The following is a 23,079-nucleotide window of genomic DNA, read 5'->3' as shown; positions in this document are numbered from 1 at the left end:
AAGGGGCTGTCGCCCCTCTGGACACCCCGGATGGCGGATATTCGTTCCTCGGTTCAACCGCCGGGACAATTCCGAATCCTTGTCTGACTACAACCGAATTATCAACTACCTAAAATTATACCGCTATGGGCTATGTCGTATTGCATATCGAAAAGGCGGCCGGAACGGATGCCGCCATGTCGGGACACGTCGAGCGGAGAATAACACCCGCCAACGTCATAACGACACTTACCTACCTGAACCAAGAGTTAATCGAATTTCCCAAAGATGTTACCAACCGCACCGAAGCGATCCAGCACCGGCTGGATAACGCCGGACTGGAACGCAAGATCGGAAAGAACCAAGTGAGGGCCCTGCGTGTCATGCTCTCCGGAAGCCCCGAAGATATGAAGCGCATCCGGCAGGCCGGACAGTTGGACGCATGGGCCAAGGATTCCTGCGGCTGGCTGCAAAAGACCTTCGGAAAAGAGAACGTCGTGTCGGCAGTCCTGCATCTGGACGAGAAGACGCCGCATATCCACGCGACCGTCGTGCCGATCACACGGGGCGAACGCAGAAAGGCTAAGCTGGAGCGGGAGAAGAACGCCCAAAGCGGAAAGAGAACCTACCGCACTAAGAAAGACCGCCCGCGCCTATGTGCCGACGATGTGATGGCACGGGACAAACTCAAAGCCTATCAGACCACCTATGCCGAAGCGATGGCCAAATACGGACTGCAACGCGGCATCGACGGTTCGGAAGCCAAACATATATCCACGCAGCAGTATTACCGCGAGGTGTTCGTCCGTAAAAATGAAATGGCCGAACAGATCGAAGCGATGATCGGACAAAAAGAAACGCTGACGGTAGACATTGCCGCACTCCAAGCACAGCAACGAGCCGCACAGACAGACTGCAACGCTATCGACGAACAGCGGCGGAAGAAGAAAGAAGAACTGGCAAAAGCCGAAACGGAGTTGGCGCAGACCCGATGGGAGATCAAGACCGACAAACTCAAAGGCGTGGCCGTGAATGCCACGACGAAAGCCGTAGAAAGGATCGGAGCGTTGTTCCACGACCCCAAGCCCGCGAGGTATGAAAAACAGATTGCAGATTTGCAAGGGGTAATTGCCGACAAGGATAAGTGCATCGGGCAACTGCAACAAGAGATCAAGACCATGCAGGCCGGACACGATAAAGAGGTGGCCAACCTTAAACAGGAAGCACAACAAGTCATAAAAGCCTTGATGCGTGTCGATGAGTTGTGTCCCTATGTAAAGGGGCTGTTGAAATGGGAAAATTACTGCAAGGATGTCGGGTTGGACAAGGAGCGGACCAAAGCGTTGTTTACGATGCAACCTTACAGATATACGGGCGAGCTGCATTCGATAAGGTATAATCATACGTTTCGGGCGAACGATGTCATTCTCCAATTCAAACCCGACAAGGACGGGCCGAGCGGGTTCCAGTTCACCATAAACGGAAAGGACTGCGACGAGTGGTTCAGACAGCAACGAAAGGAGTTTTACGAGCGGATAGGAATTGACATCGAACAAACGGAGCAAAGGCGCGGGATGAAGATGTAACCACGAGCGGGACGGAACCCAAAGGCCGTCCCGTTGTTGTTTTAGGACGGCGTATTCCGTTAAAGCCAGAACATGGGCTATTCGGGCGGCATAAACCCTACGGCACAAAAAGTGCCCGCAACATATTGCGGATTCGAATTTTTTGTGCTACCTTTGGGACAAGCGATCCGCTGTAAAGGCGTGAATCGCGTTGCTGTTTGCGTAAACGTAGGAAATTTACAGTCTGCGGCAACAAGAGAGTCCTTGTCGGGTCGTACCACGCCTTGACGGGGCAGTACATTTAAGGCAACTACACCTGACGGGCGTGGGCCTCTTGTGTTACGAAGTCAGACGGGTTTCCTACGACCTACGCAGCGTAAGTAACGCAAGCCGCATACCTTTCTTGTAAAGGACAGCGGGGTTCTTCAGAGCCGGGTTCACGTTTCGTCATTCTTTTATGGCATCAGTCGGGTCGCATAACTAAAATTGAAAAAGATATGTTACCTTTGCGGATGAAAACGGCGCCATAGCCGTAACATATTCATAAGGTTAGGACAACCTTTATACCAGCGGTAAACTTGCGACTATTATAGCGATATAATAGGTTTTAGGATTGGTGTAAAATTTGTCTGAAACCCTTGTCATGCCTGCGGCTTTGTGCCGTGGGCGGGCACGGGCGTAAGGGCAGTTACCAATCCAAGGCTCGCAAGGCCGACCGTTGGGGCTGTACCTGCGTTCCGTGCTTTTTTATGTGTTTAGGCCGGAACGAGGATTTTAATAACGAACCCTTAATAATACGATGTTACGGCCATATACTCCCAATCGGAAAGAATCACGTTCCGCCGACCCTCGGTCGGTGCGGGGTGGGGCGCCGTCATTCGCTGTAACGAGAACGCTCGCCGTCGATAATAATCCCGCTTTAAAGGCACCTAAATCTGGTAACGGCGGGCCGTTCTCCGAACTGGGTGCGGGACATTGGAATTCTTCATGTCGAAGTTGCGTCACTATTTTTTTCATCGACAGTCCCGCACCCGTTTTTCATCATGCAGGAACCGCTAAAAAAGAGAGTGACAAGGGAAGTGATGTAGCTATCATGTCAAGTAAGTCCGTTGCGGTTCCTGCTTCTTCTGTAACAATGCTTCCGAAATCTCCTGCCTCCATAGGCCCGCGTTTCGGAAGCCGAGGGGCGGACGGAAACGATAAGCCGAAGGATGCTCTTTTTCGTTTATCGTGGTGTGAGGCGTACCAGTCCGTTACCGCCCCTCTTTTTCGATACTTCAATTTTACGATAACGGGTGCGGGATACTCGAATCTTAGCTTCATATTTTCCCACTACTGACTTTACTGTTTCCGCACCTGTTTTTTTACGATATATTTTGTATTCTCACAATAATTTAAGATATTTGTTAAATGCAATGCCGAAACTCGATACGGACTTACATCATCACTGTCACACAACCATCGCCTAACGTATTTGGCATTGTCTTTTTAATAGAAAAAGGGATGACCAACCACGATTAGTTAACAGACAATCGTTATTTTATTGCAATTACAATTCGGTCGTCCCTTTATTTTGTATTCTCGAAGTGCCTATAACCTTTGCGTACGTTTAAGAATTGTTCTATAAACCCATAACTACTGAACCATGCCACAAAAATCCTATACGCTGGGGAATCTGCTTCAAGACTGTTTGGATTGCGACATCCGCAAAAGCGACATCCGGCAATTTTTCGATGATCTGAAAAAGAAGGCGCATTTTGTCTATGCAATCTTGTGCGGTGCTCCGAAATCGGTATTTTGGATTACGCTGGACGATGAAGAAAGCCATCCCGACGAAAAGACATTTTCAGTTGCGGAGTTTAACGACAATTACGAAAACTTCGACAGCCGCATCGATTCTTTCCGGGTTAATTTCAATGCCTATTTTTTTCGCGAGCAATGGGCCACGAAGTTTCCCGAATGGGAATTGATGGAGAACCCTTTCAACGGGGAGGAGCGTTTCTGCGCTACGAGCCGCAAGGAGCTGACGGTAGAAATTTTCGTAACGGAATATCCGCATTTGTTGGCTTACCTGTGCCGTCGGGCGGTTCTGGAAAACGCGCCCTTCGAACTGACGCGCGAAACGATTAAACATTACGGATTCAGCCGCGAAGATGTAAAACTCCTGCGCGATTGTATTGCAAGCAACAACCGACGGATCATCGACGAGTTGCGCGAGGAATACGAGCGGCTGAAAGCCATAGACTGCCTGCAGGTAGTGCCTCCAAAAAGGCGGGGGCGGAAGCCTAAAGCCGAAGTGTCTGCCGAAATCCAGCCCATAGCCAAAAAACCGAGGACGAGGATCAGTCGAAAGAAATTCGTGCCGACACGAAGCGTAAAAAGTTAGGCGTAAACCATCGGAAAACGCAGAGTACTCCTCACCAATTAGCGGAGATGGTTTTCAATATAACAACGAGAATAATTTGCAAATATGATTATCCGTATAACGTCCGTTAATATTTTTAACATAACACGAATAAATCATGCGTAAAATTTATACAAAGACATTTGTGTATTTTGCTGAAATTCAATATATTTATAATGAAATAAACAATCGAAATATCATTATGGACATACTGAACTTCACGTATTATTTTTTAATATATAATTTGATATTTAATTAAAATATATTTTAATAAATCAGTTGATAAATATATCAATCTGACAAACAGACTTTTAAGAAGATTTTACAGGGGTTTTAGTAACGATTTGGAGAATGTGCGAAATTCGCTACTTTGCGTAATCATCTTGTCAAATAACCCTTGTCAAAAACAAAGGTAGGAATTTTCTTTGAACTTGCAAAAATATTCGATTTAAGTGCTAAATACAAAACGAAGGCACGAGGTTATGAGCCTCGTACCTTCTTCCCTTTTATTTCTTGTTACCGTGTTAGATGGCTTTGATGACGAATGGGCAATAAGATTAAAATGGTTTTCTGCAAATTACGAAAAATAATTGATATATAGCCTATTTTCCGGTAATAAAAATGTAGCGACGGTGTTTCACAACTCTGTCGCTACCGCTACAACTAAAACAAGTTTTTAACCTTAATTTTTATCTTCATTACAAATGAATACAAAATAGTTGATATTTGCAAATCATCTGTCCGTTTCCGGTACGAGCCATTCGGGGGCATGAAAAAATGGTATGCCGCATGATAGTGGTCGGAAATGCGCCGGAGCCCGATTCGGATGTGTCGGATGGAAAAAAGGACTCCGTCGTTATACGACGGAGTCCCGGTTTATGAGTGAAACGGATCGGCGGGGTTAGAAATTGCCTTTGTCCTTGCGGTCCCACCACAGACGGGTGCCACCGGTGTCGCCGTCGCCTTTCACTTCGGAAGATTCAGCCTTCAGCAGCTGGATGGCATTGTTCACCTCGACGGTGTTGGAGCTCAGTTCCGTTTCGTTGTACAGCAGGCGGCGCGGGCCGAGCTGCGTGTCGATGATCGAGGGGGCCAGATTTTGCTTCGGACGGAAGAGTTTGGGGTAGCCCGTGCGGCGGTAATCGGCCCACGCTTCGGTCGAGAGCGGGAAGTTGGCGATCCATTTCTGGGTGATGATGCGTTCGAGCTTTTCTTCATTCGAAGCGCCTTCGTCCCACTTCACCGTGATACTGGTGGTCGGATCGGAGTTGTATTCCGGCTTCCACGGGTCCGTATAACCCTCAGGTGAGGAGGTATCGTCGTTGATGTAGCTGCTGATAGCCGCATCGTCGATAGCCGCCCAGTCGGGGGCCGTCAGTTTCTTCTCGGTCCATGCTGCCGCGGCGTCGGACTGTCGGTAGCTCTTCTGGTTGCGGATGGAAACCTCGATACCCTTTTCATAGAGTTCCTTTACGCTCTGCTGCCCGGCGTCGGTCCAGCGAAGTTTGGCTTCGGCGCGCAGGAACCAGCCTTCGGCGGCGAACATGATGGGCTGCGGCGTCGCATATCCGCCGGCCAGAAACGAGTAGTAGACGCGCTGGTTGTCGTTGCCGCCGTTCTTATTGCCCAATTCGCAGCCTACGGGAACTCCGATGTATTGCGCTCCCTTGCGGATCAGGATGTCGCTTTCGTTGTATATGTCCTCGTTGTTCTGGTCTTTCTCGCCTGTCGGTTCGGCGGTCTTCTTGACCAGATGGCGGACGTTGGTGGTGAAATAGAGCGGGCGGCGCGGGTCGTTGTAGCCGTTCATGAACGCTACGATCGACGAACCGATGCCCGAATCCAGCCAGTCCATCATGCGGCGCAGTTCGTTCGAGTAGGACTTGTTGATAAGGATGTCCTTGTCTTCGAGGACTCCGGCCTGAATGGCTTCCTTGGCGTATTTTTCAGCATCGACGGGGTTTACCTTGACGATGCGCAGCGCCATGCGCAGCTTGAGCTGGTTGGCGATCTTCTTCCAGAGCGTGCGGTCGCCGTTGCACCAGCTGTCGAACGATGCGAGACCTGCGGTCTCCGTATCCAGTCCTTCGAGCGCTTTGTCCAGCTGTGCGAATATCGCCTTGTAGATATCTTCCTGTTTGTCGTAGGCGTAGCTGCTGGGGCGTTCGGCCAGTTCGTCCGCTGCGAGGACCGACGAATAGGGAACCGGGCCGTAGGTGTCGGTATACTGGAGCAGGTTATACGCTTCGACGATGCGGGCTACGGCTGCGAAGTCATGCTGTCCGGCGGCGTCGCACTGTTTGATCAGCCGGCGGGTGTTGTTGAATATTTTCTGCATGAAGTTCTCGTGCATGCCGCCGCAGAACCCGCGGGCGAGGTCGTAACGCGCCATCGTCCAGTTGCTGTGCGGCACCTCGAAATAACCGCCGTAGTTGTCGATCGACAACGAGGTCCAGTACTGGAACAGGTTCTGGTGGGTGGGGTAACTGAACGAGAGGGGAGTGGAGAACTGCGCTTCGAACGGCAGTTCTTCGGGGTCGATCTCGTAGGGATTGGTGTTCAGCTCTTCGAAATCTCCCGTACAACTTCCCAACAGTGCGAGGGGAAGCGCCATTGCGGTAACGTTTCTAAGAATATTCTTGAGTTTCATAATGTGTAAACGCTTTTGATTAGAAATTCAGTTTCACGTTCAGACCGAAGCTGCGCGTGGTCGGCAGGTTGAAGACATCGAAGCCTTGCAGGCCGTTGCCCGTACCCATCGACACGTCGGGATCCATCGGGGCGTCTTTGTAGAAGAAGAAAAGGTTGCGGGCGATGAACGCAAGGGTCAGGTTTTTCGACTGGCCGAACAGGTTACGGAAAGTGTAGCCCAGCGAAATCTCGCGCATACGGACGTTGGTCGCGTCGTATACGTAATCCTCGACGTTGTAGACCGAGTTGAAGCTTGTCGCGCCCACCACGTCGTAGTAAGCCTTGACGTTCGAGAATTTGATGCCCTCGCGCATCACGTAGCCGCGGTCGCGCGCCCGGCCCGTGCGTTCCGATACGCCGTATCCGTCGAGTGTGGCCTCGGTCATCGAAACGACCTTGCCGCCGATGCGGAAGTCGATGAGCATGCTCAGTGTCAGATCCTTGTAGCGGAACGTGTTGTTCCAGCCCATGTTCCACTTCGAGTTCATGTTGCCCATGTATTTCAGGTCGGAATTCTGCTCGCCGCCGTTTACGGGGATCTGGTAGTCGGCGCCTTCGGGGGTTTCCGTCACCAGTTTGCCGCTCTCGTCGCGTTTGAGCGTGCGGACGTAGAGGTCGCCATACTGGCCGCCTTCATAGAGGATCACTTTGGCGCCGCCCAAGTTGGAGACCGTTACGCCGTCTTGGATACCGTCGAAAAGCTCGATGATTTTGTTGTCGTTGTACGAGAGATTCAGATCGGTGGACCATGTGAATTCATTGCCGAAGTCTTGGAACCAGCCGGCCGTCAGTTCGAAGCCTTGGTTCTGGACGTTGCCCGCATTGACGAACTGCGATTTGTAACCGCTCTCCCACGGCAGCGTCACCTCGAAGTACTGGTTCTTGGTGTTGGTCTTGTAATAGGTGGCGTTTACGTGCAGACGGTGCTGGAAGAACTCTCCGTCGAAACCGACCTCGAACGAGTGGGTCTTTTCGGGTTTCAGCGTGCGGAACGGCACCGATTCGGGCGGGTTGATGGCGCCTTGGTCGCCGTAGGTATAGCGCGGATTGGTCTTGTAGACGGGGACGTCGTTGCCGACGATGGAGTACGAACCGCGGAATTTGAACAGGTCGATATTCCGGCCCATGTCCACGAAACGGTTGAGCAGAAGGCTGGCGCCCACCGAAGGATAGAAGAACGAGTAGCCGTCGGTGTAAGCGAGGGCCGACGACCAGTCGTTACGGGCCGTCACGTCGAGGAAGAGCGCCTCTTTGAAGCCGAACGTGACAGCTCCGAAGACCGAGTTGAGCCGTTTGCGCTCCAGTCCCATGGTCGTGCCGTTCATGTAGAAATTCGACGGGTTGAAGATGTTGGGATAGTAGGCGCCGCCGTTGCCCGGAGCGACGAACTTGCTCTGCTCGTAGAGCAGGCTCACGTTGTTCGAACGTGTCTGCATCATGCTGGTGCCGAGGGTGGCGTTGAGCGAGAAATCGTCCCACGTATGGTTGTACTGGGCGAGCAGGTCCGCATAGAGCTGTTCGCTGAAGTAGCGGTTGTCGTCCATTTTGCCGTAGGTGTATTTATTGCCGTAGGACGACGCGTAGTGGTTGCGTACGTAGTGTTCGTCGGCGCGCTCGTAGCGCATGCGGCCCGTGAGCGAAAGTCCGTCGATGATCTGGTATTTGATCGATCCGCCGAATTCGTAGCGGTTGCGTTCGACGACGGGGCGTTCGCGGTTGAGCAGCCAGTAGGGGTTGCTGTTGGTCTCGTCGGTGGTAGTCACCCAGTTCTGGACGTTGGCGTTGAGCTCGCCGTTGTAGGTCTCGAAGTTGCTTTTGTAGCCGTTCCAGTCGCCGCCGCGCGGGAAGGTGTAGGTGCCGACGAGCGGGTTGAAGACGAAACCGCCGGCCGGCTGGTTCGAGATGTGCTGGTTCACGTATTTGGCGTTGAAATCGACCTTGATGTGGTCGTTGAAAAGGTCGAAACCGACTTTGGCGTTGAGCGTGTGTTGCGAGTAGTCGTTTTCAGGGGTGATGCCGCCGGATGTTACGTTGCCGTAGGAGAAGTAGGCTCGCAGGTCTTCGGCGCCGCCGTTGATCGAGATCGAGTTGTTGGTCGTCCAGCCCGTACGGAAGAACTTCTCGGCGTAATCGGGAGCCTTCGACGCGAGTTTGTCGCCCCAACTGTATTGGCCGTTCGCCCCGTATGTGTTCTGGAATTCGGGCAGCGAGAGCGGGGTGTCAATGGTCGTGTTGCTCGATACGTTCACCGCCAGACGCCCTGCCATGGCCGATTTGGTCGTGATCATGATGGCGCCGTTGGCGGCTACCGCACCGTAGAGGGCGGCGGCCGACGCGCCTTTCAGCAGGGAGATCGAGGCGATGTCGTCGGGGTTGATCGTAGACATGGCGTCGCCGCCGTCGCGCTGGGCGCCCCAGTTGCTGTTGACCTGTTCGGACGTGATGTTCATCATCAGGGGGACGCCGTCGACGACGACCAGCGGCTGGTTCGAGCCGTTGATCGACTTGTTACCGCGGAAGAGTATTTTCGACGATCCGCCCGCGCCCGTCGAGTTCGGGGTAATCTGCAGACCGGCGGCCTTGCCCTGCAGCGCGTTGATCATATTGACCGACTTGATGTCGGCCACGTCATCGCCGCCGACCGTTTCGGCAGCATAGGAGAGTGTTTTCGACTGACGTTCGATACCCATGGCAGTCACTACGACTGCGTTCAGCTGGTTGGCGGTCGTCGTCATCAGGATGTCCAGTGTCGTCTGACCTGTGTAGGTCACCTCGTAGGGGTCGTATCCTACGTAGGTTACTTGCAGTACGTCGCCGGGCTGCAACCCTTCCAGACGGAATTTGCCGTCCATGTCGGTTGTCGTTCCGCGCGTCGTGTTCTTCACAATCACCGTTGCTCCGAGAAGCGGCCCGGAGTCGTCTTTGATCAGGCCTTCAAGGGTGCTGCCCCCCCCCTCCTGCGCGTAGGAACGCAGAGCGGTAGCCGGCGCAATGAGGCAAAAGGACGTCATCAGAGCAAAGCAGATGAAAAGTGCTCGGTTGGTTAATTTCCTCATAAATAAGTGGGTTTTAGTTGAACAAGAGTAAAGATTCCGGAGTGACGCCGTATCTTTGGTTTGATAGAAAAAGCAGTGTTATAGCGGCATATTTTAATGTTAAAAAGTAGTGTTATGAAATCAAAGATAAATATATTTTAATTAAATGTCAAATTATATATTAAAAAATAAAATAAGCAACAGCCCCACGCCTATATCCCTTGTACAAGGATATGACGCGGTAAGATGTTTGCCCTTTCTCTCTACAGATTAGAATTTCCTACGTTCCATCAACGAGAATAAGCAACACTTTCCGTGTTTGTCGTATGTCCCACAAAGATAGACAAGACAAACTAAAAAGCAAAACATCTTTCCGATTTCTCGGAACTGTTGCAGATTAAAAATAGACTTTACGCCTGCATAACCTCTGTAATTATGAGTTGCAGATAATTCGTGTTTACAATTATCGACCTTATGCCAGCATAAAAACAGAAATTAGAGGTTGCAAAATCTTCTCGGAATTGCAAAGCCCCTAATCTCTGTAATTTGCAGTTTTGCTATGTCGATATGCAAGCCGAGTTTCATTCACCTGCAATCTTCTGTATCACGCCGTCCATGTAGATAGCTTGTCCGCTCGCTAACCTGCCCCACCAATAGCAACCGTATTCGTCGATGATTACTTCTCCCTCTCTTTTCAGTCGTTCAGCTAACCACGAATCAATTAACCACCATTCCATGACATCACCCAAGAACGGATAGATATATTCTTCTGGTAGCAAATTCTTATTCAGCATTTCATCCACGACTGCGGTTTGATTCGTCAGTACGCAGTTCTCCACCAATCGCCGTGCAGTCATAATAGGTGCTGTTGTGTAGCGATATTACGGAGCCATTGATTAGCGAATGTCGTGTGGTCTGCCTGTAAACGACGGTTCAGCAAAATGCCCTCGTTTGTCCATCTAACGCTGTACTGCTCCATACCCATATAATCGTTGCGGTAGTAGTAAGGAATGAACTGCTGTGATTCTTTGTGCAGGGCGATAATCATTTCAGGGTCACGCATGGCATCTCCATTCTGTTGGCCGTAATGAGCCAGCGAAATGTGGGTGTAGTTCTCGGTTCTGTCGATGATTTCGATATGAACAGGCATATACACTCCGTCTGTGTTGTCAATTTTTGTGGTTTGTAGGGCCAATAATCCTCGTAAGATTTCTGCTGCCTTTCTGTCCAATGTTTTCATGGCTTTTTTATTGATTTCACATTTGACAATGGGGAGGGGCTTTAGTTCATGTATCTGTTCGTGGGCAGTATATATCCTACCCAAGAGAAAAGGACAAACATTGTCGAGCGGTATAGAATATAGGCCACTCGAAAATGTCTGTCCTCTGTCTATTCATATATTGCCAGCCTACCCGAACAACGTATGCCTGTTCACCGCGGGCATGGCTTTATATGTTTTTCCTTGCAACTCGCTACCGTTGCGCTCTACGCTTCGATAAACACCATCCCTGCCGATGCTTCCCCATTGCTTGAAAAAGAACAATGCACCTTGTTTGTCTGCCTGCTCTTTTATCGACAATATCCATTCCTCTTTCATCGGTCGTGCGTTGATTGCATGCTCACCTCCCACGATTACCCAATCTATATTCGTCAAGTCGAGTGTACCTAAATCTTCCACTAATGGCTCACACGATAAAAACCGTATCGAAGCAGGCAGATTGCGCAAGCAGTCGATTCTATATTTTACACTCGGAACCTCTACCGACACGCCGAGCCAAGTATTTGTGGGTATCGCCCGTGTTGCGAAATACTCGGCCATCCGCTCGGCTCTTTTCGTAAGAATTTGATATGTGTGCCACGGTGTCGATCTGATAACATCCGTCACCTTATCTATAAATTCAAACGGCACGTCCTTGTGAAAAAGGTCGGCCATCGAGCATACGAAGATGAACGAGGGTTCATGTAATAGTCGTGGCATGTTCAGCGCGTATTCGTGCATCGTTACCGTAAATCCGTTCACATACTTTTTCACTCCATTCTTCTGCATCTGTAACGCAATCGCTTTTGCATAACAGTTGGCACACCCTGCCGATAGTTGCGTACATCCTGTAACGGGATTCCATGTTTCACCAGTCCATTCTATTTTTGTAGACATATTTTAAATATTTTTAGTTATTAATTTCTCTCTGTATAGCTTTTGAGAGGGAGGGGACAAACTTGGTCGAGGGGTATTAAATATAGACCCCTCATCCAAGTCTGTCCTCTGCCTACCTGCCTCTAAAATTCGTATTTCCTCTTGCCGAACTTAAAGGCTCTCGCTCCGCCTTGCTTGCAGTCCTCCAACTCGAAGAACAGACCGATGACCTTGCGATCTACTCGTCCCTCGAACGGGATGCCGTTGTCGGTTATCAGTTGGCGCATGTAAGCGTTCACCTCGTTGGCTGGTACGATGTCGTCCGAGTGGAAACGAGCATAGACGACCTGTTGCATCTTCTCGGAGGTCAGCAATCGGTTCTCCTCGATGCTACCCAATGCGGCCTCGATCTTACGGCGGTCGTAACCGAGGGCTTCGATGCGTTTTGCTCCCAGTATCGTGTGGGCTTTAACCATCGCCTCGAACTCGTCGCCTAACTCGTCGAGCATATAACTCGGCTCGGCATCGGGGTTGGCTGTCTGCAACCTGTCGAGCTGGCTTACCACCTCCCGCCACAATTCCTTGGTGCTTTTCAGCCCTGCCTGCTTACGGTGCAGGCGATCCTCGTCCGTAATAGCGACGTTATACTTGACGATCTTAGCGTGGAACGGTGCGTTCTTATAGGCAGCCTTTACCGTCGAGGGGTATTTGTAGTAGGCTTTTATCTTCTCGTCCTCCCACGCATTGTCCCACATAAACCAGTTACGTTTGCCGTCGCGGGTTACGAAGCGTTTATACTCCATCCCCTCTATGGCCTTCATCAATGCTCCTTTTTCGATTTCGTTGGCGGTAGGGATTGCGGCCACCTTGTTATATATGGCCTCCTTGCTCTCCAACTGCTGAATGAGCGTTTCACGGGATAGGCTCTCCAACTGGTTGCAAGTGTTCGTTACATGGTGGAGTTTTGCCACGCCGTTACGGAAGCGACCGATGGCCTGCACCACCTCGGTCTGCGGGTCGATCATCGAGTACGGTGCATGGAATACGTCCGTCAGTACGATGACGTTCGGCTGGTAGTCCAGCTTGATGTCCACGGCCGAGTAGAAGCGGCTGGTGAAGAAATTGACCTCGGCCAACTCGGTGAGGTTGTCGCTCACGGCTGTAAATCCCTCGCGCTTGAGTTTGCGCACACTCTTTTCCGAGCAGAATACCTTGCACCGTCCTTGTAGTTTGAGGGTCTGAATGAGGCTTAACGTCGTATCCGTCGAGTTGAAGAAGATGCAGACCTTTTCGCCTGCCTTACGATAGCGTTCCAGCAGTTTCCGCAGTACGCATACGGTGTTGTTGGTCACGACTACCGTCAAATCCTTGCAGTAGTCATAGGTGGGAACAATTCGTATCATCTCGAACCCCTGCACCTCGAAACGCGGGTCGGACGGAACGATAGGCGTTGCGGAAACCATCGCTTTGTTCTCGAATTTGAAAAAATCCTCGACAGGCAGGTAGATGTCCCCGCGATAGCCCACGTCTTGTACGGGCTTCTCGCATTCATCGAATAGGAGGAAATACTCCTCGTACACCTCAAGCCCCAACTCGTACATGGCGGGCAGGACTTTCTTGTCGAATCCCTCTGGCGTGGTGATGATTTTTCGATAGCCGTCCTCCTCACCTGCAAGGTAGGCTTTCACGTCCTCGCGTGTCGTACCCTCGTACACAGCAAAGAGGAATGGGTGTTGAGCCTTTTTCCCAATAATCACGGGCACGTTCGGCTCGATAACGATGGAATGTCGCTCTGAATGGATTTCCAGCCATGTAGCACCGCAACCCGTCATCACCTTATTAAGGATGGTATTGGTAGGGATCGCTGGCCTCTGGTTGACAAGGATTTTAGGCATTACGTCTTCAAGATATTGTCCTTCATTGATGTTAATCTCTTTGATTTTCATCTTTTTGTGTATTTATTCTGTTGTGCCTCCACTTGGCGTTCGGCTTACTCCGTAACCTTGTCTGCTGGCCAGCGTGATTTGATTACGAGGGCAAAAGTCTCTCTTTTTTTGGAGAAAACACAGCTAAAAAAGAGAAAGAATAGACAGCGAAAATGCCATCTATTCTTTCTAAAAAATAGTTTGTAAATCAAATTATTTCATCATATCCTCGAACGTATTTCGACCACTTTTACTCAACTCCTCAAGGGCTTCTTTCCCGCTCAATATACGCAATGTAAATCGAGGTTGTTTTCCTTGTTTTAACATATATTTAATGCGTCCAGCAATGAGTTGCTCGTTTTCTACCTCATACTTGGAGATCATGCCGAGATAGAACAGATAATTAGTGATAATACGACACAATCCTGTGCTGGTTGCCCGCGTGTCTTTGGCGGCATCCTTGAACATCGTATAAGTCCCGTATATGATGCGGTCGATTTTTTCATCAGCCTTACGCCCTTTTTCATGGTAAGCATCCAACGCCTTTTGTGCCTCCTCTACCGAGTGTATGTCTTCCAAATGGCTCTCGCAATATTGCAACAACGCACCGCGTAATACCCAATTCTCGAAGTTCGGCAGAGTAAGTGAACGACGATATTTGGGATAGCCCTTGTTAACCGTCAGTATGATTTCATTCGTCCTCTGCGGGCGGATGGGCGTTTGCTTACAGAACAGATAGGTTTTCAATAACTCCTCCCGCATGTGGTCTTGGTAATAATCATTGGGGTTGTCCGCATAATAATCGCCGAGCGTATAATCGCTGTCTTGGTCTTTCAGCCATTCGCACAACAATCCCCATTCGACTAACATCAACGCCCATATAATTGCAATCTCCTCTTGTGGTATCTGCTCCATATATTTGGAGGAGGATTTATCAGAGAATAGCAACCGTTTACAGAAATCCTCGAACATAAGACGATTGTAGATCGTGATAGGTTGGTCTTTACCTGCCAATTCTGCGTTGGCTGTTCGATAGAAATAGGGGGCATCCATGCCGTAATACTTTTTCGTATAGAGCAATGCTCTTTGGAATTGTTCCCATGTAAAAACATGAGGGTAGAAGTTGTTATCCTTATCCATAGTAATTTGTGGTTAGTAGTCCCTAATATACAAAAAATAAAGGACAAACTTGGAAAAGGGGCCTATAATTAACCCCTTTTACCAAGTCTGTCCTATCTCTACCAATAATAGCTAACCACAAGATCAGCAGAATTAGGAGGACAAACATTGACATAGGGGCTTAATCTATACCCCTTGTCGATGTCTGTCCTCTTTCCTGTCTATAATAGATGAACCATTGCAGCGTCTATCTGCGAGTTCTCGAATGAATCCAAATAGATTTGGGTAGTCGATAAATCAGAATGGCCGAGCGATTCGGAAATGATGGCAATATTCACTCCCGAACGCTTCAAAACCGTGGCGAACGTGTGACGGGCGACATAGGTAGTCAGATGTTCGATGCCGACCCGTTGTCCGATTTTGCGTAACCAGCGATTCGTATTCGTCAGCACCTTATGCGTTCGGTCATATCTCTGCTGCTCCGTCCTATGCACACGGCGGTCGAGTATCGGAAAAATATAATCTTCATCCGTCTGTCCTTGTTGCTGGTATTTGGCAATGATATTCCGCATTTCTTCCGTCAGCAGAAAATTGATAGGTTTGCCCGTTTTCTTGCGAACATATTGCACCCGACCGTCCCGTACATTTCCGTATTTCAGCAGGGCGATGTCTGCAAAGTTAATCCCTGCTCCAAAATAGCTGAACACGAAAATATCACGCGCCAATTGTTCGGAGGGATAGCCTTGCGACAAATCGAGTGCAATAACCTTGCGCACGTCCTCTTTCGTGATGGCCCGTTTCTTCGTCCGCGTATCGAATTTGCTGACTTTATAGGCATCGAACGGGTAATAGTCCCGTTTCACCAACTGCAATTCTACCGCCTTGTTGAACACGCTACGCAACGTTCGAAAGAGTTGGCTAATGGTCGTATCACCGCAACCGCTCGTCCGTAACCAATTCTCGTAACGACGCAACCACACGGCGTCAATGTCGCTGAACGGGATTTGCAACCGCTGCCCCGTGAATTTCAGCAACGATGTACGGGAGTATTTGTAAACGCCTGCATTGCCGAGTTTACCGCCGCGTTTCATGTCGTCAATCAGTTTATCGTACAATTCGACCACCGTAGCGCAACGGACTTGGTTATGAAAATGGGACACGAGCGTTTCCACCGTGTATTCACGTTGCTGGGCGGTCATTTCGACAATCAAATCGTTGTATTCCGCTGTTTTTGCGGCTATCAGCCGTTCGATTTGCTCCTTGTTGGGACAATTTCGTTTGGGCTTGCCTTTCTCGAAATCCCAAAACTTTTCTTGCAGGGAAAGGCCGAGCGAAACGTATTTGCGTTTGCGGTCTTTCGTAACTCGGAGCATTAAAGGAAGCGTTCCGTCTTTGAGAGGTTTGTACTTGTAACAAATGACCTCGATGTTTGCTTTCATGCGTCATTTCGGTTGACACATTGGTTAACACAAACGGGCAAAAAACGTGTAAACCGACCACGGAGGTATACAAAAGAAAAACGACCTACATTACTGTAAGTCGTTGATTTTCAGTTGTGGGAGCTGAGGGATTCGAACCCCCGACCCTCTGCTTGTAAGGCAGACGCTCTGAACCAGCTGAGCTAAGCTCCCCTAAAAATGGCTTGGGACTGCAAAGGCAATCTTCCGATCACCCTCCGGACCACCCTTTTACGGACGACCCCTTGCAGGCGTTTTTTGAAAGAACCTTTACGCAACCCTCGCGCATCTGCGCCTGAACAAGGACTTGAACCTAGGACCCCATGATTAACAGTCATGTGCTCTAACCAACTGAGCTATTCAGGCATTTCGAAACGGGTTATCCCGTCGTTTCGGAGTGCAAATATATAGCAATTTTTCATTCCCGCAAAATTATTGCACGATTTTTTCGCAAAAAAAGTATCTTTGCATGTCGCACAAATCATAAAGAAATGATCCCGAATCGCGTTATTTTCCTTATTCTCTTGACACTATGCGCCTTAACGGCCTCGGCGCAGGAACATCTGTCTTTTCGGCCCGATACGTGGGACTTCGGCACGATCCGCGAAACCGACGGCCGCGTCAGCCACACGTTCACGGGTGTCAACCGCGGCGACAGCCCTCTGGTGATCCTCGACGTGGTGACCACCTGCGGCTGCACGGTCCCCGATTTCTCGAAGAAACCGATCCTTCCGGGCGAAAAGACGCAGATCACCGTCACCTACGACCCCGCCAACCGCCCCGGCTCATTCACCAAGGAGCTGTGGGTCTACTCTTCGGAGAAGCGGAAGATCGCCACGCTCACCGTGCAGGGGAGCGTCATCCCGCGGCAGAAAACCGTCGAGGAGCTATACCCCGTCGATGCCGGCGGAGGGCTGCGGCTGGCCTCGACGCTCAACGCCTTCTCCTATATTTATCCGGGGCGGCAGGTGCAGGCGGCGATCGGCTACGCGAACACCTCGAAACGCCCGGTCCGCCTCGAACTGCGGCCCGAAACCACGAGCGGAGCGCTTCGGACCGACTATCCGAAACAGATCGCGCCGGGCGAACGGGGCGAAATCAACTTCGCCTACCTCATCCCCGCCGACAAACCCCGCTATGGGACCGTGCGCGACGCGCTGGAGGTCCTGATCAACGGACGGAGCAACGGCACGACGCTCGTCACCCACGGCATCGGCGTCGACCCGCAGCCCGCGGATGCAACACAAAACGCCCCGAAAGCCGATTTTTCGGAAAATATCCTTAAATTTGGACCGGTCAAACATGCGGGACCAGTCCGGAAAAAGCACTTTACGCTTTCGAACGCGGGCGGCGCGGAGCTGATCGTGCGGGCCGTCGAAGGCGAGGGACACGTGGCCACGACACTCGCCCCGGGGCAGAAAATCGCCCCCGGAGATTCGCTACGCTGCGAAATTCTGCTCGATCCCCGGACGCAGGACTACGGCATCGTGACCGAACACCTCGTGGTGGTGACCAACGACCCCGTGCGGCCCATGCGGCGCATCCGGGTGACGGCAATCATCGAAGAGTGACACACAAACACACAACGGATATAATGTACCCCATTCTTGAAAAAAGACTCCTCGCAGAGGGCATCTGGCTGATGAAGGTCCTCGCACCGCGCGTGGCCCGCTCGGCGCAGCCCGGACAATTCGTCATCGTGCGCGCCGACGAACACGGCGAGCGCATTCCGCTCACGATCTCCGATTTCGACGCTGCGGAGGGCAGCGTGACCATCGTCACGCAGGCCATCGGCGCCTCGACGCGCAAAATCTGCGCACTGAACGAGGGCGATGCCCTCGCCGACTTCGCAGGTCCGCTGGGCCACCCTTCGGAATTCGTCAAAATGCCCGTCGAAGAGCTGCGCAAACGCCGCTACCTCTTCGTGGCGGGCGGCGTGGGCACAGCCCCGGTCTACCCGCAGGTCAAATGGCTCCGGGAACACGGCGTGAAGGCCGACGTCATCATCGGCGCCAAGACACGCGACATGCTGATCTACACCGACGCCATGCGCGCCGTAGCCGAACACCTCCATATCGCCACCGACGACGGTTCGGAGGGTTTCAAGGGACTCGTGACGGCGCTGATCGGGGAACTGATCGAAAAAGAGGGCAGACACTACGACGAATGCGTGGCCATCGGCCCGATGATTATGATGAAGTTCGTGGCCCTCACCACGAAGAAGTACGCGCTGAAAACCACCGTGTCGCTCAATGCGCTGATGGTCGACGGCACGGGCATGTGCGGCGCCTGCCGCGTGACGGTCGGCGGCCGGACGCGCTTCACGTGCGTCGACGGCCCGGAGTTCGACGCCCACGAGGTCGATTTCGACGAGGCGATGCGCCGGCAGGGCATGTACCGCACCCAGGAGCAGCGCGCCGCGGCGATCGAGGCCGAGCGCGAGGCCGGACACGTATGTAAGATCGGATTGGACAAGTAGGAAGGTGAAAGGTATTTTAGCGACGGAGACCATGCAGAATATATAATTATCTCCCGCATAGAACTTCCCTCTTTTAACTTTTCACTTTTAACCTTTCACTTTTAACCTTTAACCTGCTATCACATGGCAAACAAAATACCCCGCGTGCCGGTGCGCGAACAGGACCCGGCGATCCGTGCGACCAATTTCGAGGAGGTCTGCTACGGCTACGACCTCGAAGAGGCCACACTCGAAGCTTCGCGCTGCCTGCGCTGCAAGAATCCCCGCTGCGTGGCGGCCTGCCCCGTAGGCATCCGCATCCCCGACTTCATCGCCGCCCTGCACGAAGGGCGGTTGCAGGAGGCAGCCGACATCATCTCCGAGGACAGTTCGCTGCCGTCGATCTGCGGCCGCGTCTGCCCGCAGGAGAGCCAGTGCGAAGGCTCGTGCATCCTGGGCATCAAGAGCGAACCGGTCGCCGTGGGCAAGCTCGAACGCTTCGTCGGCGACTGGAAACTCGAACACGGCGCCCCCGTGCAGCCCGCCGCCGTGCGCAACGGCCGCAAGGTCGCCGTCATCGGCAGCGGCCCGGCCGGGCTGGCCTGCGCCAGCGACCTGGCCCGCATGGGCTACGAAGTGAAGATTTTCGAGGCGCTGCACAAGGTGGGCGGCGTGCTGGTTTACGGCATTCCCGAATTCCGCCTCCCGAAGGAGCGGATCGTGGCGCGCGAGATCGCCCAGGTCGAACGGCTGGGCGTCGGGATCGAGACCGACGTGATCGTGGGCCGCACCGTGACGATCGACTCGCTGCTGGACGACGAAGGCTATGACGCCGTATTCATCGGCTCGGGCGCCGGGCTGCCCCGCTTCATGGGCATCCCGGGCGAGAACCTCAACGGCGTGGTTTCGGCCAACGAGTTCCTCACGCGGGCCAACCTGATGCATGCCTACGACAAGGCGTACGACACCCCGATCTACGTCGGACAGCGCGTCGTGGTCGTAGGCGGCGGCAACGTGGCGATGGACGCCGTGCGCACGGCCAAACGGCTGGGTGCAGAGGCCACGATCGTCTACCGCCGTTCGGAAAAAGAGCTTCCGGCGCGCGTCGAGGAGGTCCACCACGCCAAGGAGGAGGGCATCCGCTTCCGCATGCTGACCAACCCCACCGCAGTCCTCGGCGACGAAAAAGGCTGGGTGACGGGCCTGCGGTGCGTGGAGATGGAGCTGGGCGAACCCGACGAAAGCGGCCGCCGCTCGCCGGTGGTAAAGGAGGGCTCGGAGTTCGAAATCGAATGCGACGTGGTGATCATGGCGCTGGGAACCTCGCCCAATCCGCTGCTGGCCGCCACGACCGCCGGTCTGGAAACCACCCGCCGCGGCTGCATCACGGCCGACGAGCGCGGCGCGACGACCCGTCCGGGCGTCTTCGCAGGCGGCGACGCCGTGACGGGCGCCGCGACGGTCATCCTGGCCATGGGAGCGGGACGCACCGCGGCCAAAGCCATCGACGAATATGTAAAATCACGTGCAAACGGCACACATTAAGCGAGAGTTCCGTATATTAGCTGCAACATGCAAATCCGATAAATCCGACACCATGAACAACATCAAATCCCTGATCGCCGCACTGGCTTTCGCCGGCCTGACGGCCTGCGCCGACAACAGCCCCAAAACCTTCTCGGGATTCATCACCGACGCCTCGATGAACACCGTCACCGTCCGTGCACTGACCGACGAGAGCACCTGCACCTTCGCGACCACGGCCGTCGACAAGAGCGACGCCAACGGCCTGCTGCTCGGCGCCCCCGTCACCGTAGACTACACGGGCAAGCTGAAGGACGGCGCCGCCGCCACGAAGATTGCGACCGATCCCACCTACGCCGAAGCCGTCGGCAAATGGACGATGCCCGACCCGATTGCTCCCGAAGGCGTCATGGGCGTCGAGATCATGGTCGAAGGCGCAGCCAGGTCGATCAACATGGCGACGCTGGTCTACACCTCGTGGGAGCTTCAGGGCGAGGCGGACAAAATCCTGCTCAAGGGCCAGAGCCTCGGCAACGGCCAGACCATCGACTTCACCCAGACGGGCATGATCGCCAAAACGGCCGACGGGAACTACACCCTCACGATCGAGGGCACGGGCACGGTCTACACCAAGGCCAGGCAGTAAACAGCTTTTCCGCCCCGAAAAACCAGCGCCTCCGGACTTCCGGGGGCGCTTTCGTTTCCGGGAGGGTCCGGCGTCCGTTTTTCCCCGAAAATAGCGGCTCCGACGCTTGCTAAATCCGTGCTAAATGCGTAAATTTGTGGCTACTAACCCGTTTATCCGAACCATGAACAAAATTCTGACGGGAGCCTTGCTGCTCCTCTTTTCCTCCAGCGCCGCGGCGCAGACTCCCCGCGACTCGATTGCATTCGCCACCGCCCAATGGCGCACGGCCGATCTCGGCGGCGGCGCCGAATGCCGCTACGCCCAGATCGACATGTTCGGGTCGCGGCAGAGCATCTCCGTCGCCACCTACCCCGGACGCAGGTTCACCACCTCGATCGTCCACCTCGACCGCAGGGCCGAGTCCACGAGCGATCTGGGGAAGGCCGCCGGCGCGGAGATCGCCGTCAACGGCAGCTACTTCAACGTCAAAACCTTCGAACCGGTCACCTTCGTCCTGCTCGACAGGAAGATCGTGGGACGCACCACCCCCGAGGAGGCATTCCGCACCAACGGCGTCATCGCCTTCAAGGACCGCAAGGGCCGCCGGATGGAGATCTTCCCGTGCGACACGACGCAGTATGCCGACGTGGCGCGCCGCTACCGCTCAGCGCTGGCCGCAGGCCCGGTGCTGATCGACGGCGGCAAGGTGGTCGAATACACCTCCGGAAGCAGTTTCTACACGCGCCGCCATCCCCGGACGCTGATCGGCAAACGGGCCGACGGCACGGTGGTGATGGCCGTGATCGACGGGCGTTTCAAAGGCCAGGGCGACGGCGCGACCATCGCCGAAACAGCCTACATCGCACGCCAGTTAGGTCTTACCGAGGCGCTGAACCTCGACGGCGGCGGCTCCTCGACGCTCTGGACGGCGCAGGAAGGCGTCCTCAACCATCCCTACGACAACCGCCGCTTCGACCACGAGGGCGAGCGCGGGGTCCCCAACTGCATCGTGGTCCGCAGGTGACCGGCCAGCGGCCCTGAATCAAAGAACGCGGTTTGATGAAGTTGCATCAAACCGCGTTCTCATTTAACCCGACCGTCCTTATTGCTTCGACTGCACGTACTGTTCGTACAACCGGTCGTAACAAGCCTTCAACTGCGGGAACTCCGCCTTCTTCACCTCGTACATGAAGACGCCCCGGTAGTGCGCATCCTCGTACAGGGCCTTCAGGATCGCCGTCCAGTCGTTGTCGCCCCGGCCCTGGCCCGGCAGTTCGTGACACTCGTTGCGGCCGTCGCCGTCGCTGACGTGAATCGTCCTCACCCGGCGTCCGAGCGCACTGATCAGCAGTTCGGGATTGTCGATGTGGTTGGTGTCGACCGCAGCGTCCACCTCCCGGGGCACGAGCGACATGATGTGCAGCACCTCTTCGACCGTACGGCCCAGCGGGCGTTCGTAGTTCCCGTCCTTGACCAGTTCGTAGCCCAGCATGTTCTCGATCACCACCCGGGCGCCGATCTTCTTCGCATCGGGAAGCAGCTCCCCGACCGAGCGCACCAGCTGCGCGATCCGCGCGTCGCGCTCCCCGTGCCCGAGATACCAGCTCGGGTGGAACAGCACGATCCGCGGCGACAGGATCTTGCAGAAGCGCAGCACGCGGCGGTGCAGTTCGACACTCCGCTGCCGCACGGCCTCGTCCGTCTGCGAGAGGTCGATCTCGCGGCCGAAAGGCATGTGCACCGACCAGATTTCGATTCCGGCGCGCTTGAGGTCGCGCTTCAGCTGACGGCAGCGCGCCTCGATCTGCCGATCGTCGGTCATCTCCTTGTTCAGGAACAACGTCGACGCGCTGATCTCGATGGCGTCGATGCCTGCCCTCTTCGCCTCGGCGAAGGTTTCGTAGGTCCAGTTCGTCACCGGGCCGAAAATCCCGGACGAGGAACCCACCTTCAGCCGCGGCGGCTGCCCGGCAAACACCGGGATTGTGCATAGGACTGCAAGCAGCAGCAGTCCGGTTCTGTAAAGTTTCATAACTGTAAAGATCATAAAAAAGTCGGGCCGATGCAAAACCGCACCTCCTTGCGGGGGGGGGGCGGCCGGACGCCGCGACAGATAAAAGGGGCGTTACGACCCCAAAGATACAAAAAAAGGGGCGCACC

Annotated in this window: 16 protein-coding genes and 2 tRNA genes; 7 read left to right on the top strand and 11 right to left on the bottom strand. The window is 53.6% G+C overall.

Annotation, left to right across the window (positions count from 1 at the left end; all coding sequences use genetic code 11):
• The first annotated feature begins 125 nt into the window (after positions 1–125).
• Together mobV and NQ492_RS10045 are read left to right on the top strand one after the other, a co-directional pair.
• Positions 126–1,565 carry a MobV family relaxase gene (gene mobV, locus NQ492_RS10050; RefSeq protein ID WP_015547434.1) on the top strand — a complete coding sequence of 480 codons (1,440 nt, stop codon included), beginning with the start codon at positions 126–128 and terminating at the stop codon, positions 1,563–1,565.
• Positions 1,566–3,189: 1,624 nt separating this feature from the next.
• Positions 3,190–3,930 carry a hypothetical protein gene (locus tag NQ492_RS10045; protein ID WP_009599008.1) on the top strand — a complete coding sequence of 247 codons (741 nt, stop codon included), beginning with the start codon at positions 3,190–3,192 and terminating at the stop codon, positions 3,928–3,930.
• A gap of 919 nt (positions 3,931–4,849) precedes the next feature.
• On the opposite strand, the gene NQ492_RS10040 is transcribed toward NQ492_RS10045, so the two are convergent.
• From NQ492_RS10040 to NQ492_RS09995, 10 genes are all read right to left on the bottom strand, one after another.
• Positions 4,850–6,598 carry a SusD/RagB family nutrient-binding outer membrane lipoprotein gene (locus NQ492_RS10040; RefSeq protein WP_044054481.1) on the bottom strand — a complete coding sequence of 583 codons (1,749 nt, stop codon included), beginning with the start codon at positions 6,596–6,598 and terminating at the stop codon, positions 4,850–4,852.
• A gap of 19 nt (positions 6,599–6,617) precedes the next feature.
• Positions 6,618–9,650 carry a SusC/RagA family TonB-linked outer membrane protein gene (locus NQ492_RS10035; protein WP_015547431.1) on the bottom strand — a complete coding sequence of 1,011 codons (3,033 nt, stop codon included), beginning with the start codon at positions 9,648–9,650 and terminating at the stop codon, positions 6,618–6,620.
• Between the two features lie 605 nt (positions 9,651–10,255).
• A complete protein-coding gene (locus NQ492_RS10030; protein WP_015547430.1) occupies positions 10,256–10,531 on the bottom strand; it encodes a hypothetical protein in 276 nt (91 codons plus the stop codon).
• On the bottom strand, positions 10,528–10,914 hold the full coding sequence (locus NQ492_RS10025) for a DUF6908 domain-containing protein (RefSeq protein WP_044054480.1): 387 nt from the start codon (positions 10,912–10,914) through the stop codon (positions 10,528–10,530). The genes NQ492_RS10030 and NQ492_RS10025 overlap by 4 nt, the downstream gene beginning before the upstream one ends.
• Positions 10,915–11,082: 168 nt before the next feature.
• Positions 11,083–11,829, bottom strand: a complete 747-nt coding sequence (locus NQ492_RS10020) for a DUF5131 family protein (RefSeq protein ID WP_044054479.1) — start codon at positions 11,827–11,829, stop codon at positions 11,083–11,085.
• A gap of 122 nt (positions 11,830–11,951) precedes the next feature.
• Complete coding sequence (locus NQ492_RS10015; RefSeq protein ID WP_231839914.1) at positions 11,952–13,523, bottom strand: hypothetical protein; 1,572 nt, start codon at positions 13,521–13,523, stop codon at positions 11,952–11,954.
• Positions 13,524–13,946: 423 nt separating this feature from the next.
• The gene (locus NQ492_RS10010; RefSeq protein ID WP_015547427.1) at positions 13,947–14,873 is read right to left on the bottom strand and encodes a hypothetical protein; all 927 of its coding nucleotides are present in this window, start codon (positions 14,871–14,873) and stop codon (positions 13,947–13,949) included.
• A gap of 200 nt (positions 14,874–15,073) precedes the next feature.
• Positions 15,074–16,291 (bottom strand): site-specific integrase, encoded by a 1,218-nt coding sequence (locus NQ492_RS10005; protein ID WP_015547426.1) that lies wholly within the window; start codon positions 16,289–16,291, stop codon positions 15,074–15,076.
• 117 nt (positions 16,292–16,408) lie between these two features.
• A tRNA-Val gene (locus tag NQ492_RS10000) sits at positions 16,409–16,483 on the bottom strand.
• A 118-nt stretch (positions 16,484–16,601) separates the two neighbouring features.
• Positions 16,602–16,675: transfer RNA gene (locus tag NQ492_RS09995), tRNA-Asn, on the bottom strand.
• 125 nt (positions 16,676–16,800) lie between these two features.
• On the opposite strand from NQ492_RS09995, the gene NQ492_RS09990 reads away from it, so the two are divergent.
• From NQ492_RS09990 to NQ492_RS09970, 5 genes are all read left to right on the top strand, one after another.
• Positions 16,801–17,880, top strand: a complete 1,080-nt coding sequence (locus NQ492_RS09990; RefSeq protein ID WP_044054478.1) for a DUF1573 domain-containing protein — start codon at positions 16,801–16,803, stop codon at positions 17,878–17,880.
• A 23-nt stretch (positions 17,881–17,903) separates the two neighbouring features.
• Positions 17,904–18,788 carry a sulfide/dihydroorotate dehydrogenase-like FAD/NAD-binding protein gene (locus NQ492_RS09985; protein WP_015547425.1) on the top strand — a complete coding sequence of 295 codons (885 nt, stop codon included), beginning with the start codon at positions 17,904–17,906 and terminating at the stop codon, positions 18,786–18,788.
• A gap of 123 nt (positions 18,789–18,911) precedes the next feature.
• Positions 18,912–20,312, top strand: coding sequence for an NADPH-dependent glutamate synthase (gltA, locus tag NQ492_RS09980; RefSeq protein WP_118406175.1), 1,401 nt, complete (start codon positions 18,912–18,914; stop codon positions 20,310–20,312).
• A 52-nt stretch (positions 20,313–20,364) separates the two neighbouring features.
• The gene (locus NQ492_RS09975) at positions 20,365–20,937 is read left to right on the top strand and encodes a lipocalin-like domain-containing protein (RefSeq protein WP_015547424.1); all 573 of its coding nucleotides are present in this window, start codon (positions 20,365–20,367) and stop codon (positions 20,935–20,937) included.
• 163 nt (positions 20,938–21,100) lie between these two features.
• Positions 21,101–21,943, top strand: a complete 843-nt coding sequence (locus NQ492_RS09970) for a phosphodiester glycosidase family protein (RefSeq protein WP_015547423.1) — start codon at positions 21,101–21,103, stop codon at positions 21,941–21,943.
• A gap of 78 nt (positions 21,944–22,021) precedes the next feature.
• Here the strand turns inward: NQ492_RS09970 and NQ492_RS09965 are convergent, their stop codons facing one another.
• On the bottom strand, positions 22,022–22,951 hold the full coding sequence (locus NQ492_RS09965) for a sugar phosphate isomerase/epimerase family protein (protein ID WP_229104365.1): 930 nt from the start codon (positions 22,949–22,951) through the stop codon (positions 22,022–22,024).
• Positions 22,952–23,079 lie beyond the last annotated feature (128 nt).

Origin of the sequence: Alistipes shahii WAL 8301, assembly GCF_025145845.1 — a bacterium.
GTDB classification, from domain to species: domain Bacteria; phylum Bacteroidota; class Bacteroidia; order Bacteroidales; family Rikenellaceae; genus Alistipes; species Alistipes shahii.
This window is presented reverse-complemented; position numbering and strand designations above follow the sequence as displayed.

Coding starts and splice junctions, on each gene's coding strand:
- mobV (WP_015547434.1), top strand. CDS start 126: ATGGGCTATGTCGTATTGCATATCGAAAAGGCGGCCGGAACGGATGCC.
- NQ492_RS10045 (WP_009599008.1), top strand. CDS start 3,190: ATGCCACAAAAATCCTATACGCTGGGGAATCTGCTTCAAGACTGTTTG.
- NQ492_RS10040 (WP_044054481.1), bottom strand. CDS start 6,598: ATGAAACTCAAGAATATTCTTAGAAACGTTACCGCAATGGCGCTTCCC.
- NQ492_RS10035 (WP_015547431.1), bottom strand. CDS start 9,650: ATGACGTCCTTTTGCCTCATTGCGCCGGCTACCGCTCTGCGTTCCTAC.
- NQ492_RS10030 (WP_015547430.1), bottom strand. CDS start 10,531: ATGACTGCACGGCGATTGGTGGAGAACTGCGTACTGACGAATCAAACC.
- NQ492_RS10025 (WP_044054480.1), bottom strand. CDS start 10,914: ATGAAAACATTGGACAGAAAGGCAGCAGAAATCTTACGAGGATTATTG.
- NQ492_RS10020 (WP_044054479.1), bottom strand. CDS start 11,829: ATGTCTACAAAAATAGAATGGACTGGTGAAACATGGAATCCCGTTACA.
- NQ492_RS10010 (WP_015547427.1), bottom strand. CDS start 14,873: ATGGATAAGGATAACAACTTCTACCCTCATGTTTTTACATGGGAACAA.
- NQ492_RS10005 (WP_015547426.1), bottom strand. CDS start 16,291: ATGAAAGCAAACATCGAGGTCATTTGTTACAAGTACAAACCTCTCAAA.
- NQ492_RS09990 (WP_044054478.1), top strand. CDS start 16,801: ATGATCCCGAATCGCGTTATTTTCCTTATTCTCTTGACACTATGCGCC.
- NQ492_RS09985 (WP_015547425.1), top strand. CDS start 17,904: ATGTACCCCATTCTTGAAAAAAGACTCCTCGCAGAGGGCATCTGGCTG.
- gltA (WP_118406175.1), top strand. CDS start 18,912: ATGGCAAACAAAATACCCCGCGTGCCGGTGCGCGAACAGGACCCGGCG.
- NQ492_RS09975 (WP_015547424.1), top strand. CDS start 20,365: ATGAACAACATCAAATCCCTGATCGCCGCACTGGCTTTCGCCGGCCTG.
- NQ492_RS09970 (WP_015547423.1), top strand. CDS start 21,101: ATGAACAAAATTCTGACGGGAGCCTTGCTGCTCCTCTTTTCCTCCAGC.
- NQ492_RS09965 (WP_229104365.1), bottom strand. CDS start 22,951: ATGAAACTTTACAGAACCGGACTGCTGCTGCTTGCAGTCCTATGCACA.